This is a genomic window from Acinetobacter halotolerans, from assembly GCF_004208515.1.
Taxonomy (GTDB): domain Bacteria; phylum Pseudomonadota; class Gammaproteobacteria; order Pseudomonadales; family Moraxellaceae; genus Acinetobacter; species Acinetobacter halotolerans.
In genome coordinates this window covers 182,598-198,972 of the sequence record NZ_SGIM01000006.1, presented here as the reverse complement: position 1 = coordinate 198,972, position 16,375 = coordinate 182,598, and the positions used below count along the sequence as shown (strand labels likewise).

The 16,375-nt window shown below is 39.9% G+C and carries 16 protein-coding genes; 14 read left to right on the top strand and 2 right to left on the bottom strand.

Translation table 11 applies throughout. The annotated features are described in order from the left end of the window. Positions 1-179 precede the first annotated feature (179 nt). From filA to filF, 6 genes are all read left to right on the top strand, one after another. A complete protein-coding gene (gene filA, locus EXE30_RS09320) occupies positions 180-1,031 on the top strand; it encodes a putative pilus system protein FilA (protein WP_130162140.1) in 852 nt (283 codons plus the stop codon). A gap of 278 nt (positions 1,032-1,309) precedes the next feature. After that, positions 1,310-2,143, top strand: a complete 834-nt coding sequence (gene filB / locus EXE30_RS09315; RefSeq protein WP_130162139.1) for a putative pilus system C39 family peptidase FilB — start codon at positions 1,310-1,312, stop codon at positions 2,141-2,143. A 43-nt stretch (positions 2,144-2,186) separates the two neighbouring features. Further along, complete coding sequence (gene filC / locus EXE30_RS09310; protein WP_130162138.1) at positions 2,187-3,332, top strand: putative pilus system protein FilC; 1,146 nt, start codon at positions 2,187-2,189, stop codon at positions 3,330-3,332. Between the two features lie 12 nt (positions 3,333-3,344). Next, on the top strand, positions 3,345-5,009 hold the full coding sequence (gene filD / locus EXE30_RS09305; protein WP_171457354.1) for a putative pilus system OmpP1/FadL family transporter FilD: 1,665 nt from the start codon (positions 3,345-3,347) through the stop codon (positions 5,007-5,009). After that, positions 5,009-6,211: a putative pilus assembly protein FilE gene (filE, locus tag EXE30_RS09300; protein ID WP_130162136.1), complete on the top strand. Its 1,203-nt coding sequence runs from the start codon at positions 5,009-5,011 to the stop codon at positions 6,209-6,211. The genes filD and filE overlap by 1 nt, the downstream gene beginning before the upstream one ends. A 23-nt stretch (positions 6,212-6,234) precedes the next feature. Further along, positions 6,235-8,196, top strand: coding sequence for a putative pilus system protein FilF (gene filF, locus EXE30_RS09295; RefSeq protein WP_130162135.1), 1,962 nt, complete (start codon positions 6,235-6,237; stop codon positions 8,194-8,196). A 43-nt stretch (positions 8,197-8,239) separates the two neighbouring features. Here the strand turns inward: filF and EXE30_RS09290 are convergent, their stop codons facing one another. Next, complete coding sequence (locus EXE30_RS09290; protein WP_130162134.1) at positions 8,240-8,788, bottom strand: NUDIX hydrolase; 549 nt, start codon at positions 8,786-8,788, stop codon at positions 8,240-8,242. 120 nt (positions 8,789-8,908) lie between these two features. Here EXE30_RS09290 and EXE30_RS09285 point away from each other — a divergent pair, with 120 nt between their 5' ends. The 7 genes from EXE30_RS09285 to fghA all read left to right on the top strand — a co-directional run bounded on the left by EXE30_RS09285 (position 8,909) and on the right by fghA (position 14,970). After that, complete coding sequence (locus EXE30_RS09285) at positions 8,909-9,523, top strand: CoA pyrophosphatase (RefSeq protein WP_165382396.1); 615 nt, start codon at positions 8,909-8,911, stop codon at positions 9,521-9,523. Between the two features lie 23 nt (positions 9,524-9,546). Beyond that, a complete protein-coding gene (locus EXE30_RS09280) occupies positions 9,547-10,074 on the top strand; it encodes a gamma carbonic anhydrase family protein (RefSeq protein WP_165382400.1) in 528 nt (175 codons plus the stop codon). A 139-nt stretch (positions 10,075-10,213) separates the two neighbouring features. Beyond that, positions 10,214-10,885: a tRNA (adenosine(37)-N6)-threonylcarbamoyltransferase complex dimerization subunit type 1 TsaB gene (gene tsaB / locus EXE30_RS09275; protein WP_130162131.1), complete on the top strand. Its 672-nt coding sequence runs from the start codon at positions 10,214-10,216 to the stop codon at positions 10,883-10,885. A 2-nt stretch (positions 10,886-10,887) separates the two neighbouring features. After that, on the top strand, positions 10,888-11,712 hold the full coding sequence (locus EXE30_RS09270) for an undecaprenyl-diphosphate phosphatase (protein ID WP_130162130.1): 825 nt from the start codon (positions 10,888-10,890) through the stop codon (positions 11,710-11,712). Next, entirely contained in the window at positions 11,706-12,515 is an 810-nt protein-coding gene (locus EXE30_RS09265; RefSeq protein ID WP_130162129.1) for a class I SAM-dependent methyltransferase, read from the top strand. Before EXE30_RS09270 ends, EXE30_RS09265 begins: the two co-directional genes overlap by 7 nt. 192 nt (positions 12,516-12,707) lie before the next feature. Next, a complete protein-coding gene (locus EXE30_RS09260) occupies positions 12,708-14,153 on the top strand; it encodes a C13 family peptidase (protein WP_130162128.1) in 1,446 nt (481 codons plus the stop codon). Further along, positions 14,122-14,970 carry an S-formylglutathione hydrolase gene (gene fghA / locus EXE30_RS09255; protein WP_130162127.1) on the top strand — a complete coding sequence of 283 codons (849 nt, stop codon included), beginning with the start codon at positions 14,122-14,124 and terminating at the stop codon, positions 14,968-14,970. The genes EXE30_RS09260 and fghA overlap by 32 nt, the downstream gene beginning before the upstream one ends. A 23-nt stretch (positions 14,971-14,993) precedes the next feature. Here fghA and EXE30_RS09250 read toward each other — a convergent pair whose 3' ends face one another. Beyond that, positions 14,994-15,269, bottom strand: coding sequence for a DUF2218 domain-containing protein (locus EXE30_RS09250; RefSeq protein ID WP_130162126.1), 276 nt, complete (start codon positions 15,267-15,269; stop codon positions 14,994-14,996). 182 nt (positions 15,270-15,451) lie between these two features. Between EXE30_RS09250 and rpe the strand changes: the two genes are divergently transcribed. Next, entirely contained in the window at positions 15,452-16,138 is a 687-nt protein-coding gene (rpe, locus tag EXE30_RS09245; protein ID WP_130162125.1) for a ribulose-phosphate 3-epimerase, read from the top strand. Positions 16,139-16,375: the final 237 nt, after the last annotated feature.

The following is a 16,375-nucleotide window of genomic DNA, read 5'->3' as shown; positions in this document are numbered from 1 at the left end:
GGGTTGTTGGTAAAAAACATTTAACAGGAGTTGAACATAAAATAACAAACGAGTAATTTAGTAGTTGCTAAGCGAACTACTCAAGGATTGGAAGTTCAGGTTGTCATTTAAGAAAAAACAACAGTGGACAGTTTAGAGTAGTGAAAGTCAAAAAATAAATGCTCTTGGGAGAGTGCTCAATGAAAATGTTTACTAAACTCGTTTTAGTTTCTTCAATGGCGATTAGCGCAAATGCAATGGCTATGCAGGCAATGGACGATACTGCACTAAGCGCTGCGACAGGTCAAGATGGGATTAATATCGGTATTGCTTTAGGTGCTGGTGGTATCTCAATCGATAAGTTATATATTCACGATAATGATGGTTTGCAAACAGCAACAGGTATTACGGGTGCAACAGGTGTTGCGGGTGCGATCACAATTGATGGTCTTAATATCACTCAAGTCGGTACTGGTAATTTACTAGACCTAGTGATTGATAGCGATGCAGGTACTGGCGGGGATGCATTCCTCAACATTGCTGCTAGCGTAGGCGCGGTAAATGTAAATATTGGTTCTATTGGTGTTGCAGCATCAAATGGCAGCTCTTTAACTGATACTGTTACTGCTGTTCGTGGTGTGACAGGAACGCCAACAGAAATTCTATCTGGCTTGGACTTATCTTTAGGTGCAATCACTGCAAATGTTCAATTAGGTGCTACACCGCAGGGTGCGATGATCAAACTTGATTCTACCTTACAAGGTGGTTTGACGATTTCTAATCTTGGTATTAATGACGCTGCTGGCGGTGGTCAAATCTTCTTAGACAATATTTATGTTCGTGGTACTGGTAACACTACTGGTGATTTAAATATTAATACTGATATTTCTGTAACGACTAACGGACTTCGTTTGCAAAACAACAGTACTCAAGGTATGAATGTGTATATCGAAGGTGTACATTTGGGTAGTAGTGGTGCAGCTTCAATTGGTGATGTAGAAATTCAAGGTTTAAATGTTGGTACATCAACAATTACCATTTCTGGTCACTAATCTTTCTTAAAGAAAAAAAAGCGCATCATGCGCTTTTTTTTCTTTATATTTTTTTGGTAAATATTACTATAGTCATATTGTGTCTATAGTTATGTTTTGGATACATAAAATAAATCTAACTCAAGTTAAAAACATACATTTCGTCAAAAAAAATAAAAAAAAGCTGTATTTTTTCATAAAAAAAGGTATCTTCAACAGGCAAGGACGTAGTGTTTGTGACTGAACACTAAAAATAAAATGAATAAGGCAAGTGCTGCCACGGTTAGAAAAAGAGACTTATGTTAGAGATCGCTTTAGGCTCGGCATTGATGTATTATTTCACAACGCAAGCCTTTGAAATAGAAAAAAAACCTGAGGGGACTGTCTACTATACAGAAACCCTAGATTCTCGTAACCCTTCTTTTACACGGAATCACCGTGAAGTCGTCACTATTAAACCTGCTGTAGAGGATCAGTTTCGCGGTATTGTTCGCCAAGCTTATGACTATAGCTGTGGTTCAGCGGCATTGACCACTTTATTAAATGGCTATGGTGGCCTGAGCTTAACTGAACAGCAAACCATGTCTGGTTTACTTCAATATGGTGAATACCAACGTATTATTGAACGCCGTAGTTTTTCATTATTAGACATGAAACGCTTTGTTACCGCGCTTGGACTGAACAGCGGTGGCTATAGAGGGAAGTTTTCAGATCTGATCGAATTGAAACAACCTGCGATTGTTCCAATTACTTATGCGGGCTTTAAGCATTTTGTGGTTTACAAAGCCTATAAAGATGGGCGCGTTTATGTCGCTGATCCCGCTTTAGGTAACATTAGTTTTGATGAAGTTCGTTTTAAAGAGGTTTGGGATAACAATACGCTTTTCCTCGTTGATGTGCCTGAGCAATATCGTAAAGACCTATTGGCATTGCAAGATGCAGATATGCGCCATGTAGAAGATGCGACGATAAACAAATATGCACTTGCTGACATTCAATTTCAAACACCTCGGTTTGAGCGTTTAGCGGATAGAGCATCGACCATGCGTCGTGTATTAGATACCAACTCGAACTCAGCAAACTACAATAAACCAGTTACGACGTATATGCGGATGTACTATAAACGCAAATAGTCCTTAAGTTTTAGTAAATTAAATGCATAAGTAGGATGTTATAATGAATAATCAATGGATGAATATGAGTGTGCTTGCCTTAAGTCTAAGTGCGATCACAACAACTCTTTATGCGGAAGAACAAGCAGCAGTAGATCAGGTTGGGCAGATTCAAGACGCGGAACAGACCTTAGCTGTAGACTCAGATGAAGCCGCTGATGCTCCTTCAGTTGTAGCTGAGCCATCGCCAGCTGAAAATAGTGTAAATCAGGCTGCGAGTGCATTACAGCAGCAGGAGGGTGATGCTACACAAGAAGCCAATCTGCAAGAGGTCTTTACATCTAGTGAGCGCCAATATTCATTGATCAAGAAAGGTGTGATTTCTTCATATTATGACATTGATTATACTTATTACCGTGATAGTCGTATTGATGCTTCCATGGAAGATGGTAGTTTAAGAAATCTTCGAGTTGAAGAAGATGCCAACCATACCTTAACCAATACCTTTACGCTGCAATATGGTCTTTTAGATAATGTCACTTTATCGGCTTCATTGCCTTTTATGGCGAAAAAACAATTATTAGATGATAAAACAGCAGCAGGGCTCGGTGATATTTCTTTTGGTGCACGTTGGGAACCATTCCCGCTCAAACAAGGACGTCTACCTTTGATCGTATTTGGTAGCCTATCAACCAAGACGGGTGATAGTCCTTACGAAATTGCGATAGATGAGCTATCGACAGGTAAAGGATATTATTCAGTCGGTGGCGGTGTCAGTACGCGTAAATATATCGATCCAGTGGTTTTATTTACTTCTGTTTCAGCAAGCTATGGATTTAAAGAGTCTGGATTAAACCAAGTTCGTGGTGGTGGGGCAGACGGACAGCGTATTTTAGAAAGTTTTGATCCAGGCGTCAGTGGTGGTTTTGCTTTTGGTTTCGCATATTCATTTAACTATGATGTTTCACTGACCATGTCATATCAACAAAGCTTTAACACAGGTTCAAAGTTCTATTTCAAAAATGGGGAAAGCTTTAAGTCGGCAGATCAAAGTAGTTCTATGTTGTCATTTGCTTTAGGTGTTCGTGTTTCACCTGCAACGATTGTCAATGGAACTGTTGGAATAGGATTAACTGAGGACGCGCCAGATGTATCATTAGGTTTGTCTTTCCCGCTTGATATTATAGGTTTCGGCAAGAAACTACGCTAAGGAGACGTAATGGTGAAATATCCTAAATTATGTCCTTTGACGATTGGCGTTTTGATTGCGGGACTTTCGAATATTACACATGCTCAGTTAGGGCAAGATTTATCAGTCGATTTAAGATCACTTGCATTGGGGAATGCGGTAACTGCGGATCCACCAGGCATTAGCGCCGTGCATTTTAACCCTGCTGCCCTTGCAAAGTTGGAAGGTTTACAAACTGATGTACAGGGGATTTTAGCTAATTTCTCAATTAAGCGAGATTATACGGCACCTGCTGGCTACAATGTCTTCGGCTATTCTGATGACCCACTCGTTTGTAATGATGGGCCAGAAATAGACTCACGTATATGTACCGATTTTAAAGGAACGGTGTCTGGGGATGTAGAGTATGCAAGTCTTTATATTCCTGGTTTGAAGAAAATCGTGGATTTAGGTCCTAATATGCCAATTGCAGCTCCGACTGCTGGTATTTCGTATAAACCACCTGGTTCTAAAGTTACCTATGCAACAGCGATTTATGCCCCTTTGGTCGCTGGTTTTGGGGCAGAAGATGGTAATCCAAGCAATTATATGGGGCAACAAGTTGCATTAGAGCGTATTACATATTTATCACCATCATTTGGTTATCAGGTGAATGATCACTTAGCGATTGGTGCATCAATTGGTATGTCTTATCAAGCCATTGCATTGAAAACAGACTTGCGGTTTCCCAATGAAATGATTGGGGTACTACGGATGGTCGATGAAGTTGTCTGTGCTCCGTTCAAAGGAAATGGCGATATTATTACGGATTTATTACTTTTTGGGATGTGTAATTCCAAAGAAGGGATGAATCCATTTAACAAAATGGGGGCACTTGAGGTCTCTATGGAGCAATCACTGAGTCCAAGTTATAACTTAGGGATTTTGTGGGAACCAACAGATGATTTTAGCTTTGGTATGGTCTATCAAAGTGAAGCCAAAATGCGTTTGCGAGGTAAATACCTGATTAATAACGCGGTTGCTCCGCAAGAACTTGTTGCTGGCCTTAATTCCTCAGCAACGGGGCAGGTTTTAGCAGCAATTTTGGGGCTTCCAGGCTATGTTCCTGATATTGAATCTGGTTTAGTTGCAATGGACTTCAAATACCCGCAACATTTTAAGGCAGGAATCAAATATAAAATATTCCCTGACTTACAAATGAATTTTGATGTTGGTTGGACAGATTTCTCTGCATGGGATAAATTCAAGTTTGAGTTTGATCGTCAGATCTCCTTATTGAAAGTTGCCAAGTTATTGTCTGCTGATGTTTCGGATCGATCGTTATCATTGCCATTGCGATTTCAATCTGCATGGCGATGGGGAATTGGTTTTGAATATTCAGCAACCGATCGTTTAAAACTCCGTATGGGATACGAGCCTAGAACCAGTTCAATTCCTGATGATAAGCGTAATACCATGGTCCCGATTAATAATGCACAGTTATTTGGTTTGGGTGTAGGTTATCGATTTGATCAAGATACTGACTTAGATTTATCGATTGGTTTCTTACGCAGTCGTGATGATATTCCAGCTAATACCAGTAGCTTAGCCAATAAGACTGGGGTTGATAATATTTTATTGAACCCGTATGCAGGTCTAGATATTAAAACAAATACGAAGGTTACATTACTTGGTATTAATTATAGAACAAGATGGTAATGCAAAAGATAATGAAACAAGGATCTAAGTTTGCGATGCTCATGCTAGGTGTTGTATTGGCAAATGGGTCAACTAGCTATGCAGATGGTTTCTATACGATTATTGGGCCAGATGGTCGCCCAATGATTGTGCCTAAGAAAAATGTAAAACAGGACGTACCACCCAAAAAACAAGTTGAGAGTGTCCTACCTCAAAAGAAACCTGAACAGGTAAATAAGTCAAAGTCTGTGCGATCACAATTATCTGAACCTAAATTAAATACGGACTCAGACATCATGTCGCAGCAATTACGACCTATAAAGCCAGTAGAGGCTCACACTTCTCGTGAAAGCTCAACGAAAGATATACAAATTGAAAATCATGTGGTGACTAAGGCGAATCCTCAGTTAGTGGATAAACCTATTGTTCAGCTGAAGAAAATAGAAAAAGACCCAGTGCAGGTTGTTAAAGAACAGAAATCATCAATCGTTAAAGATACTGCTGCCCCCTCATCTTTAGCTCCTAAACGTCAATCAACAGCAAGTTCCTTTGCTAATATTGATGGCGTTGAATATGTGAATAATGAATATCTTGAAGACCAAGAATTCAATTTGGAGGGGAAAAAACGTTTTTATATGATGCCAGATGGTAGTGGTCGCTTAGAAACGGTAGAACGTAAAAAAGGTGTGAGTCGATCAGTACTTGATAAGCTTTTAAATCGTTCAGTAGAAGTCGCAGCACCTATTGTTTTAGCTGACAGTTATATACGGTTGTCTGAGCAGGATTTGTCTCTCGCCTTTGAAGATGATCGTTGTTTTTTAAAAGATTACTCCAAATCAATTAAAACATTGGCCCCTCTAAAGGAAGTGGGTGTATGGCCTCGGAAGCCTATAAAAGAAAAGTTTGAATATGACTTAGTCAAAATGGATGGTTCTATTCAGTATATGCAGATTGATTCTTATGCGACAAGTAATGATAAGCCTGTTTATTATTGGCCTCTGGTGGTTTTTCTCGATGAAAAAGGTTGTATTAAAGAAGGTGTAAGTGGTTTCAAGAGCGGTGTGACAAACGCGACTTTTTTACAGCATGCAGCTATTCATGGTGTAATCAAAGTTCCTTCAGATGCCCGCTATATCATGATGACGCCGTTGGCTTCTGCTGTTGATGTGGCAGAACATGAACTTTCAAATCAAGGACAGATAAAAATCTCTGCTATACAGTAATTATAATTTAGGATGAATGATGTATGAATAAAAGAATAGTATTGCCATTTGCACTTTCTGCATTAGCCCTTTTATTGAATGGATGTGGTGGAGAAAGTGCCAAAATTAATGAAGACCCAACGAAAGGTACGACAGGCGTTACCTCAAATACAAGTTGTGATGTAAATACTAGCACTTGCTTACAGTTTGCCACAGACTATCCAATCGCGGGGCTGAATTTTGATTGTAGTACTGACATAGTGCATCATTTTGCCACTAAACTTGACAGTAATACGGTGACAGGTGCTTGTAAATTAGGTGATACCGCAACGTTTTATATTCAAGGTGTGGAATCGCCCAAAATTAGTTTAGGCGCCATTAATCTAGACAATATTTCTAAGCTGAAAATGCCAACTCTAGCACGTATCCGAGTGATTGATTTGGCGATGGCACTGACTGGGAAAACACCTACTACGTTGGATATGACAGATGACACAATCAGTGTTGCGGTGGCATTGATTAGGATATTCCAAAGTTTGGGTGCCGAGAATGGAGACAATGTTATAGGTGATATTCAGCCAACTGAAATAACTCAGGAAAAGAAGAATCAACTTGCTAATATTAGTGGGTCGATTGGTGCCGCTGAATTGATTAGCGGTCAATATGCTGGAATTTTAAAGCCTTGGATTGATGTCAGCTCAATTTCTGATACTGAAGCATTAGAAATATTAAAACAGTTGTTAAACCTTTCAAATACAGCAGTGTGGACTGCGGATTTGCCAGTTTTTAAACTTGGTAGTGGAAGCAGTTCTTCAACGACAACATCCCCAGATGGTTTTTTTGGTTGTAATGTTGATTATTCAAAATGTGTAGATGCTAGCGTAAGTAATTTATTACATTCAATGGGTAATTTTCTACTATTAACAGACCGTCAGGGATATATTCTGGGTTATGGTCAGCAATGGATGGGTGCTGCTACTATAACCAATAATAGAGTACTTCCTCCATATTATTTAACAAGTTTAGTTAAGCCGCAGAAAATACAATTAAAGACGCAAAATGATTGGTTAAATCCTTTTACATATTTTCTAAATACAAATAAGCCTTTATCTTTCAGTGCTAGTGCAGATCCTCTTAATGACTTAACGATTAAGCAAGGGCGTTTTATGAATCAGAGCACGATTTCTGGAACGGAAGGATTCTATCGCGGTTTAGTTAAGATGAAAGATAGTGACAAAGTCGATACATCTCATTTAGGCCAATGGCAACAAACGACTTCAAATCAGAGCTTCAAGGGGGCTATTGATATCGTAAAAGTGAATCAAGCGAGTTTTCTTTCAAAAGATATTTTTAGAACTAAGTTGAATGTAGAGTCAGGACAATCATATATATTTCCTTTGTATGCCACTTTAACGATTAGATTTGATGAGGCTGCAAAATTACCACCAGTAGATTTAGGCATCATGATCGATGAGTTTGGTGATATCCGTACTGATATTCGCAAAGATTATACTGCGACGGATATGTCTGGAAACTGTGCTACAGCTGAGCCGAATCCAGATGGTACATATACAGATCAATATGGTGAAACCCAATACCGTATTGGTACAACGGGTGCAACATTATTCTCAATCAATGATAAATCAATTACTGTCCGTATGTTGTTATCAAATCCTAAATTTGAAACGATTGATGGTGTAATGTTTGGAATAAACTTTAGTACAGTATCGGGTGCTAAAATCAACCTTCATAATTTACTTGTTGGGCAAGCAGATGGGATTAACTTGACTAACTTTTCCAATAATACTGTTGTTTGGTCAAACCAGTATGCATTTTATCAAGCTGCATATGTTGGATTGTACGATCGACTAGATAAGGATAAAGACAAATATGTTGCCCCTACAGCAGAGGAACGTGAATTAGCGAAACGTTGGACTGGGGTAGTCAGTATAAAAGTCGCAGATCAAAACAAACCTGCATGTAAATCTATTAAAATCAAGTCCTAAGTTTTAGTGACAAAAAAAGACCGCGATTTGCGGTCTTTTTAATTTAACCGGTATGGTCTAAACGCGTGCCGAGTGTCTCTAAATGAGCGGGAAAGATACCGCTTTTACGATCAGCAAAATAGTGTCTTAAGGTTTGTTCTACACTGGGAAAGGCAAGTTCGTTCCAAGGGATCTCATGTTCTTCAAATAATCGGCATTCTAAACTTTCCTCACCTGCACCAAACATACCTTGTTTTAATATTCCTTTAAATAGCACATAGATTTGACCAATACGTGGGATATTATAGGTACAGTAAAGTTGTTCAATCTCAACTTCAGCTTCAGCTTCTTCACGTGTTTCTCTGGCCGCGCCTTGTTCCATAGTTTCAAAAAGTTCCATATAGCCTGCAGGTAATGTCCATAACCCGTAGCGTGGTTCAATTGCACGACGACAGAGTAAAACCTTATTCTCCCAAATGGCCAATGCACCACAAATCACTTTAGGATTCTCATAGTGAATGTGACCACAATGGGTACAAACAAGTCGTGATTTATGATCACCTAGTGGAATTTTTTGTTCGGTTTGATGCCCACACGCAACGCAAAAGCTCATAATTATCATCAGCGATAGAGATAGCTCAGCATAACTGAATTTTTATGACTGCGCATCCTCTCTATATTTGCTGTTCAAATTTCAGCTATGATGCATAATGAAGAAAAATGCGAAAAAGAGATGAGTCATATGGAAGAACCATCGTTAATACAACTTTTACAACAACGGTTGCGTTTTTCCAAACGAATCCAACAGGCCGATGCAGCTGTTTTGATTGCGATTACGCAAGAGGCTCAACCTAAGGTTTTGCTGACACGTCGTTCGATCCATTTATCACAACATGCGGGGGAGGTTTCATTTCCTGGTGGGAAACGTGATCCGAGTGATACCAGTAATATCGTGGTTGCTTTACGTGAAGCTCAAGAAGAAACAGCGTTAAATCCCTTTGATGTGAAGCTTCTAGGTGATTTGCCGATCCAACGTGCGCGTAGTGGTCTATTGGTTAAGCCGATCGTGGGATTGATCCCAGCGCAAGTCGACTTAATTGCACAGCCTTCTGAAATTGATCGCATCTTTTTTGCTGAGCTTCAAGCGCTGATCGATGCTCCACCTTTGCCTTATGAAGTCCGTTTAGCTCGCCAATCTCTGTATTTTCCGAGTATGCAGGTTGAAAGTGAGGTGGTATGGGGCTTAACGGCAAGAATGTTGGTTTCTTTGTTCCAGTATGGTTTGGGGTATCAAAAAAATTGGCCTTTTTTGGTCAATCCACCTAATTTTGGTCTGTCTAAGTTTTAATTTTTTAAAGAAGTATTCTTATGATGTATACGTATCAAGGATTGAGTCCGAAAGCATTACATGAACCTTGGGATGGTTGGGTTGCTCCAACCGCGACCGTCATTGGTCAAGTAGAGTTCGGTCGCCAAGTGAGTATCTGGTTCGGTGCTGTGGTTCGCGCAGATAACTGTGTTATTCGTATTGGTAATTTTTCCAATATTCAGGAAAATGCTGTGGTACATACGGATGCTGGGATTGAACTTAATATTGGTGAATATGTCACCGTGGGTCATAAGGCGATGTTACATGGTTGCAGCATTGGTGATAATTCCTTGATTGGGATGAATGCTGTGATTCTGAATCGCGCGGTAATTGGTAAAAATTGTATTATTGGTGCGAATGCATTGATCCCTGAAGGTAAAGTGATTCCTGATAATTCAGTAGTGATGGGTTCGCCAGGTAAAGTTGTAAAGACGATTGATGAGCAGGATGTTGAACGTTTGCGTTGGAGTGCTATGCATTATGCGGAGCATTATAAGAATTTTTTGGTTTTAGATGAGTTTCATTTTTAAGAGCGTCTTAATCCAAAAATAAAATGTGCCAAACAGAAGTTTGGCTTTTTTGTATCAAAATAGAGAACAACTCGAATATCAGAATGGAGTGGGGTATGATATCGCTCGTTTTTCATCATACTTCGCTTAAGGTTTTTGCATGAAGTTGCTTGCATTGGAAACTGCCAATGAGCAGTGTTCCGTATCATTAATTGATGCGACTCAAGAGCTCTATTTTCAATTAGATGGGCGTGCAAAAGCACAAACACAAACGATTTTACCTTTAATTGAACAAGCTTTATTACAAACACAAAATCAACTTAAAGATTTAACCGCAATTGCATTTAGTCGGGGCCCAGGTTCATTTAGTGGTGTGCGGATAAATGCCGCGGTTGCGCAAGCATTGGCATGGTCGCATGATTTGCCTGTCATTCCTGTTTCTAGCTTACAAGCTTTAGCACAAGCGGCATATCGTCTGCTTGGGCTAACACAAGTGACTGCTGTATTAGATGCACGTATGCAAGAAGTCTATATTGCAAACTTTAGCTTGGATGAGCAGGGTGTCATGCAGGCGATCGATGATGAAAAGTTATTGGGTTATGAGCAAGCATCAACCTATTGCAAATATATTGCAGTCGGCTCAGGCTCAGCGTTGATCCAATCAGAACAAATACAGTCGTCACAAACTGTTGTGGCAACAGCACAAGATATTGCAAGTATTGCGACGGTTTATGCAGCAGAACAAAAATGGGTCGATGCAGCATATGCATTGCCAGTTTATTTGCGTGATGATGCATGGAAAAAAATTCCAGAACAAGGTAAAGCGGGTTAGGTATGGATTTGTTACTGCTGCTTAAAGCAGCGATCATGGGTATTGTTGAAGGTATTACCGAGTTCTTACCGATTTCAAGTACAGGTCACTTGATTTTAGCATCGGAATTAATGGACTTTTGGACACCCGAAAAAAGTGCTGTTTTTGTTGTGATGATTCAGATCGGTGCAATTGCTGCCGTGATCTATGAATATTGGTCACGGTTGTGGAATGCTGCAACGGGTATGGTAACAGGTGAAGAAAAAGGACGCCGTTTGGGTTTTAGTCTCATTTTTGCTTCGATCCCGATTGTCTTGGTAGGTTTAACCTTTGGACAAGTGATTAAAGATGTGCTCTTTAATGATCTTGTTGTCGCTTTAGGCTTGATTATTGGCGGATTAATCATTATTTGGGTAGAGAAAAATCCACCGCAAATTAATGCGGTTGAAGTGGAAAATATCACCTTTAAACAATCTGTCTGGATTGGTTTAATTCAAGTGTTGGCTTTGATTCCTGGAACCTCTCGTTCAGGTGCGACGATTATTGGTGCAATGTATTTAGGTGTATCACGTAAAGCAGCAACCGAATTTTCATTTTTTCTCGGTATCCCTGTAATTATTGGTGCAGGCTTATTAGACTTGTATCAAAGTTATCATGTGTTTGATGGTTTTGAAGATTGGACAGTACTTGCTGTCGGCTTGGTTGTTTCTTTTATCTCTGCTTTACTATTGATTCGTGCTTTAGTTGCTTATGTCGCTAAACGTGATTTTATGGTTTTTGCTTGGTATCGGATTGCTTCAGGTTTACTCATTTTATTACTTTTCTTTACTGGTTGGAAATTATGGTAGGCGAGTTTCGCTTATTTTTTGAAAACTCTGAAGTCGAGAAAGCACAGCACTATCAAACTGTGCTTTCTTTACGTGGGGTGGGGGTTGAGCTTTGTCAGATCGAGCAATTAAATGCTCGGTTTTTGCGTCTAAATCCTGAACTTGCCTTGTGCGTTGATGCATCGGGGTTGTGGTTATGTGCAAATGGGATGAAAATGCAGCCTGACTGGCGTGCAGAAGTTCCTCGCTTAAAGCGTGCCAGTCTAAAGTCAGAAATGCTAGCTCGTGCATGCCAATTGGCTGAAAAGCCTCATTTGGTGGACGCAACAGCAGGTTTGGGACACGATAGTTTGTTGATGGCGCATTTAGGCGCTGAAGTGCATTTAATCGAACGTAATCCGATTCTATTTAGCTTACTAGAAGATGCCAAAGTTCAAGCACAACAAGATCCATTTTTACAGTCGACGATGTCGCGGATACACTTGATCTTTGCTGATTCAGAGATGTACTTACAGCAGCTTCAACAGCAAGGTCAGTCGGTTGATGTGGTGTATTTAGATCCCATGTTTCCTCAGCGGGATCAAAATCAACAAGCCATAAAAAAACAAGCACAAGTCAAAAAACAGATGCAATTACTACACTTGTTATTACCTGAGCATGGCGAAATGGACTTAGGTGATCAACTGCTTGCTTTGGCAAAGCAAATCGCAAAACGAGTGATTGTGAAGCGTCCACGACATGCTATTTTTCTCGCTGAACAAGTTCCTGATCATCAGTGGTTAGGTGATGCTTGTCGCTTTGATGCTTATTTTTCCAAAGATTAATTTTAAAAATATACGCATCGGATTGTGGGGCTTCGGTCAATGCTCAGTAAAGATTTGTGATATAGTGCGAAAGCATAATTGCTAAAAAATTCTTGTCGAGCTTACACTAGCGTTGCGCATCGCGTCTTTTTTTTAAATGATATTTATTTTGTAAAAGATTGGCATATTTTTAGTTTTTTCCCGAAGAATTTTATGATAGACCTCAAACCATCTATAAATATCTGGCATGATTTTAAAAGTAACCAAATTGCTGGAATGTGGTTGTTTCTTGGGTCGCGTCGATCATTGCAAGTGGTTCATCCCTCTATTGCACAATTGATTTTGTGGGGGATTTTGGGTGCGTGCACAAACTCACTTTATAGTTGGTTGGTTGCTGGTCAAGTTGGAGATTTTAACTCACAGGGGTTGATTGGTTATGCACTTTGGCCTTTTATTGCCCTGATTGTTGGGATTTTCTTATCACAGCGGATGAATCAACCGCGCTTGATGTTAGTCCCCGCATTGCTGTGGTTAGTTCTTGATACCAATATTCTACTTTTACAATGTTTGGTCCAATATCTTGGTTCAAATGGTTATCTTAATTTTATTCCCGACAGTATTTATAACGGTTTACTGCCGCCATTGTTTGCTGGACTTTTTGTTTGGCAAAGTTTGGCTGTGATTTGGGTTTTTTCTCGTGCGTTGAACTGGCCGTGGTGGGAACGTAGTTTGGTTTTCGTGGCAACCATTGCAACGTTGGTGGTCTGGCAGTTATCCGTAAAAGATCAACCGATTTGGAAGGTAGAGGAAACGCCTGCAAGTTTTGCTGAAGATGCTTTTTACGCGCAAAGCCATTTGTTGAATAATGCTTTAGACCAAATTCAATATAGTGATATTGCAACCAGCCATTGGTATTTTTTTGGCGTGGCTGGAGACAGTTATGCCGATGTCTTTAGGTCTGAAATTGAACGAATAAAAGAGCAATTTGATACACGCTTTGGCACTTTTGGGCGTTCTATCATGCTGGTTAATAATCCAGCAACACGGCTCGATATACCGATTGCATCTAAAACCAGTATTGAATTGACTTTACGTCGTATCGGCCAGCAAATGAATCGTGATAGTGATGTATTGTTTCTATACATGACATCGCATGGTGAGCGTAATCATTTTGAGCTTGAAAATGCACCTTTAGATTTGGGTCAGGTTGATCCGAAATGGTTACGTGAAACGCTCGATAAATCAGGAATCCGCTGGCGCGTAATTGTGATTTCAGCATGTTATTCAGGTAGTTTTATTCCTGCACTGCAATCGCCAGATACTTTAATTATTACCGCCTCAGCGGCAGACAAGACTTCTTTTGGTTGTAACAGTGAAGCAGACTATACTTATTTTGGTCGCGCTTTTTTTGATTTGGCGATGCGCGAACAAAATTCGATGAAAATGGCTTTTGATCAAGCTAAGCAAACTGTCACCAAATGGGAAGTTGCACAAGGGGTGGAACCTTCTGAGCCACAATGGTCGATTGGACGTAATATGGAACTCATGCTGCCGCAATTAGAACCTTATTTATTCCCAATCCAGAATATGCCTACAACTGATATTACAAAAACACAGGATAATGAACATGAAGCTACTACAAAAAAATCGCTGTTTTGAGGGTGAGCAACGTGTTTATCAAGTTGAATCTCAACATCTAAAAGGTGCAAGTAAAGTTGGGGTTTATCTGCCACCTGCGGCTTTAGAGGGTAAAGCCTGTTCAGCTTTGTTTTATCTTGCAGGTTTGACTTGTACGGAAGAAACTTTTGCGATTAAAGCCCATGCACAGCGTATGGCAGCTCGACTGAGTTTGATTTTGATCACACCTGACACTTCACCACGAGGTGATGAGGTTGCACAAGGTGATCATTGGGATATCGGGCAGGGCGCAGGATTTTATCTGAATGCGACGCAACAGCCTTGGGCAGAGCACTATCAAATGGAGTCTTATTTGGTTGATGAGCTGTATGCACAGGTGTTGCATGAGTTCCCGATTATTGAAAATCAAGTCGGAATTTTCGGGCATTCAATGGGTGGTCATGGCGCATTGACCTTAGCTTTTAAATATCCAGAACAATTTAGATCTGTTTCTGCATTCGCCCCAATTTGTGCGCCAAGTATTTGTCCTTGGGGAGAAAAGGCGTTTAGCCAATATTTGGGTGATGATCGACAAACTTGGCTGGCCCATGATGCAAGTGCTTTGGTTCAGCAAAAGGGACAAATGTTTGAGGAGATATTAATTGATCAAGGCATGGATGACCAGTTTTATAGCCAGCTCAATCCTGAAGCGTTCAAGCAAGCGTGTTTAGATGCCAGCCAACCGATTACCTTGCGTTTGCACAAAGGCTATGATCACGGTTATTACTTTATTCAAAGTTTTATGGACGATCACTTACAGTTTCATGCCATTCAACTCGAAAAAGTAGGTGATATGTAGAAGAAGCTCCATTGGAGCTTCTTTTAACTATGCTGCCATTCAGCAGTAAATTCTTGCTGTGCCATACGATTTAAATGATCAATCACCACTTCCTCTAAACGTGCGACATCATCTTGTTGATTTTCAATAAGAACATCTAAATATTGTTCTTGGGGTGTCAAGGTGACAGTTGCCGTAGGCATAAAGATTTTAGAATGCGTTTCGGTTTCAGAAACTTCAAACTTGTGTTTCCAATGATTTACTAAACGTTTGCTAATACGTTTTCCTTCGGTCGTTGTGAGTTGTGTAGTGCTATTCATTTCTCTAGATCTTGCTGTGACTTGATTTCCAACTTAGCAAATTCAATTTTGTTTGAAAACAGTATTCCTGCAACGTGCTGTTGCAACTTTGCAATGCTGTTTGGATGACTTTGTAACAGACGGAGTTGCGGTAAATTTGTTATACTTCACTCATCATTTTCTCTGATTTTGCCAGGTCATCCATGTCCAAGCCTTATTTAATTGCTCCTTCGATTTTATCTGCTGATTTTGCTCGTTTAGGCGAGGAAGTAGAAAAAGTTCTAGCTGCAGGTGCCGACGTTGTGCATTTTGATGTGATGGATAATCATTACGTACCGAATCTGACTTTTGGTGCACATATTTGTAAGGCATTAAAAAATTACGGTATTCAAGCTCCGATTGACGTGCATTTGATGGTATCACCTGTCGATCGTATGATTGGTGATTTCCTTGATGCAGGCGCAGACATTATAACCTTTCATCCTGAAGCATCCCATCATATTGACCGTTCTTTGCAACTGATTAAAGCAGGTGGTGCAAAAGCTGGGTTGGTGTTTAATCCTGCAACGCCGTTACATTATTTAGATTATGTATTAGATAAAGTTGATCAAATTTTATTAATGAGTGTTAACCCTGGTTTTGGCGGACAAAAGTTCATCCCAACGACGTTAGAGAAGCTATGCCAAGCGCGAAAAATCATTGATGCGAGTGGTCGTGATATTCGTTTAGAAGTTGATGGTGGTGTAGGTCCAGCCAATATCCGAGAAATCGCAGAAGCAGGTGCAGATATGTTTGTGGCGGGCTCAGCAATTTTTGGTCAACCAGACTATAAAGCCGTGATTGATCAAATGCGTGCAGAGTTAGCTAGAGTTGGTGCGAAAGAAGTGTAGTATTTTTTTAACACAGGGTGTGGATAACTTTGTTTATAACTAGGTGGATAACCGTGTTGATAAGCAAGGGGATAACATGTTGTTAAAATAAACAAAATGATTTCAACTGTTTATATTCACAGCAAAATGATGAAAAAAGGACAATTTTTTGTCCTTTTTTTGTGCGCTAAGATGTTTATTTTGCTTTATTTTTATTCATACGGTTCTTTGGGCACAATTGTGTGATTAAACAGCAGC

Coding starts and splice junctions, on each gene's coding strand:
- EXE30_RS09280 (WP_165382400.1), top strand. CDS start 9,547: ATGTATACGTATCAAGGATTGAGTCCGAAAGCATTACATGAACCTTGG.
- filB (WP_130162139.1), top strand. CDS start 1,310: ATGTTAGAGATCGCTTTAGGCTCGGCATTGATGTATTATTTCACAACG.
- tsaB (WP_130162131.1), top strand. CDS start 10,214: ATGAAGTTGCTTGCATTGGAAACTGCCAATGAGCAGTGTTCCGTATCA.
- EXE30_RS09285 (WP_165382396.1), top strand. CDS start 8,909: ATGAGTCATATGGAAGAACCATCGTTAATACAACTTTTACAACAACGG.
- rpe (WP_130162125.1), top strand. CDS start 15,452: ATGTCCAAGCCTTATTTAATTGCTCCTTCGATTTTATCTGCTGATTTT.
- filF (WP_130162135.1), top strand. CDS start 6,235: ATGAATAAAAGAATAGTATTGCCATTTGCACTTTCTGCATTAGCCCTT.
- fghA (WP_130162127.1), top strand. CDS start 14,122: ATGAAGCTACTACAAAAAAATCGCTGTTTTGAGGGTGAGCAACGTGTT.
- filC (WP_130162138.1), top strand. CDS start 2,187: ATGAATAATCAATGGATGAATATGAGTGTGCTTGCCTTAAGTCTAAGT.
- EXE30_RS09270 (WP_130162130.1), top strand. CDS start 10,888: ATGGATTTGTTACTGCTGCTTAAAGCAGCGATCATGGGTATTGTTGAA.
- filE (WP_130162136.1), top strand. CDS start 5,009: ATGCAAAAGATAATGAAACAAGGATCTAAGTTTGCGATGCTCATGCTA.
- EXE30_RS09260 (WP_130162128.1), top strand. CDS start 12,708: ATGATAGACCTCAAACCATCTATAAATATCTGGCATGATTTTAAAAGT.
- EXE30_RS09265 (WP_130162129.1), top strand. CDS start 11,706: ATGGTAGGCGAGTTTCGCTTATTTTTTGAAAACTCTGAAGTCGAGAAA.
- EXE30_RS09290 (WP_130162134.1), bottom strand. CDS start 8,788: ATGAGCTTTTGCGTTGCGTGTGGGCATCAAACCGAACAAAAAATTCCA.
- EXE30_RS09250 (WP_130162126.1), bottom strand. CDS start 15,269: ATGAATAGCACTACACAACTCACAACGACCGAAGGAAAACGTATTAGC.
- filA (WP_130162140.1), top strand. CDS start 180: ATGAAAATGTTTACTAAACTCGTTTTAGTTTCTTCAATGGCGATTAGC.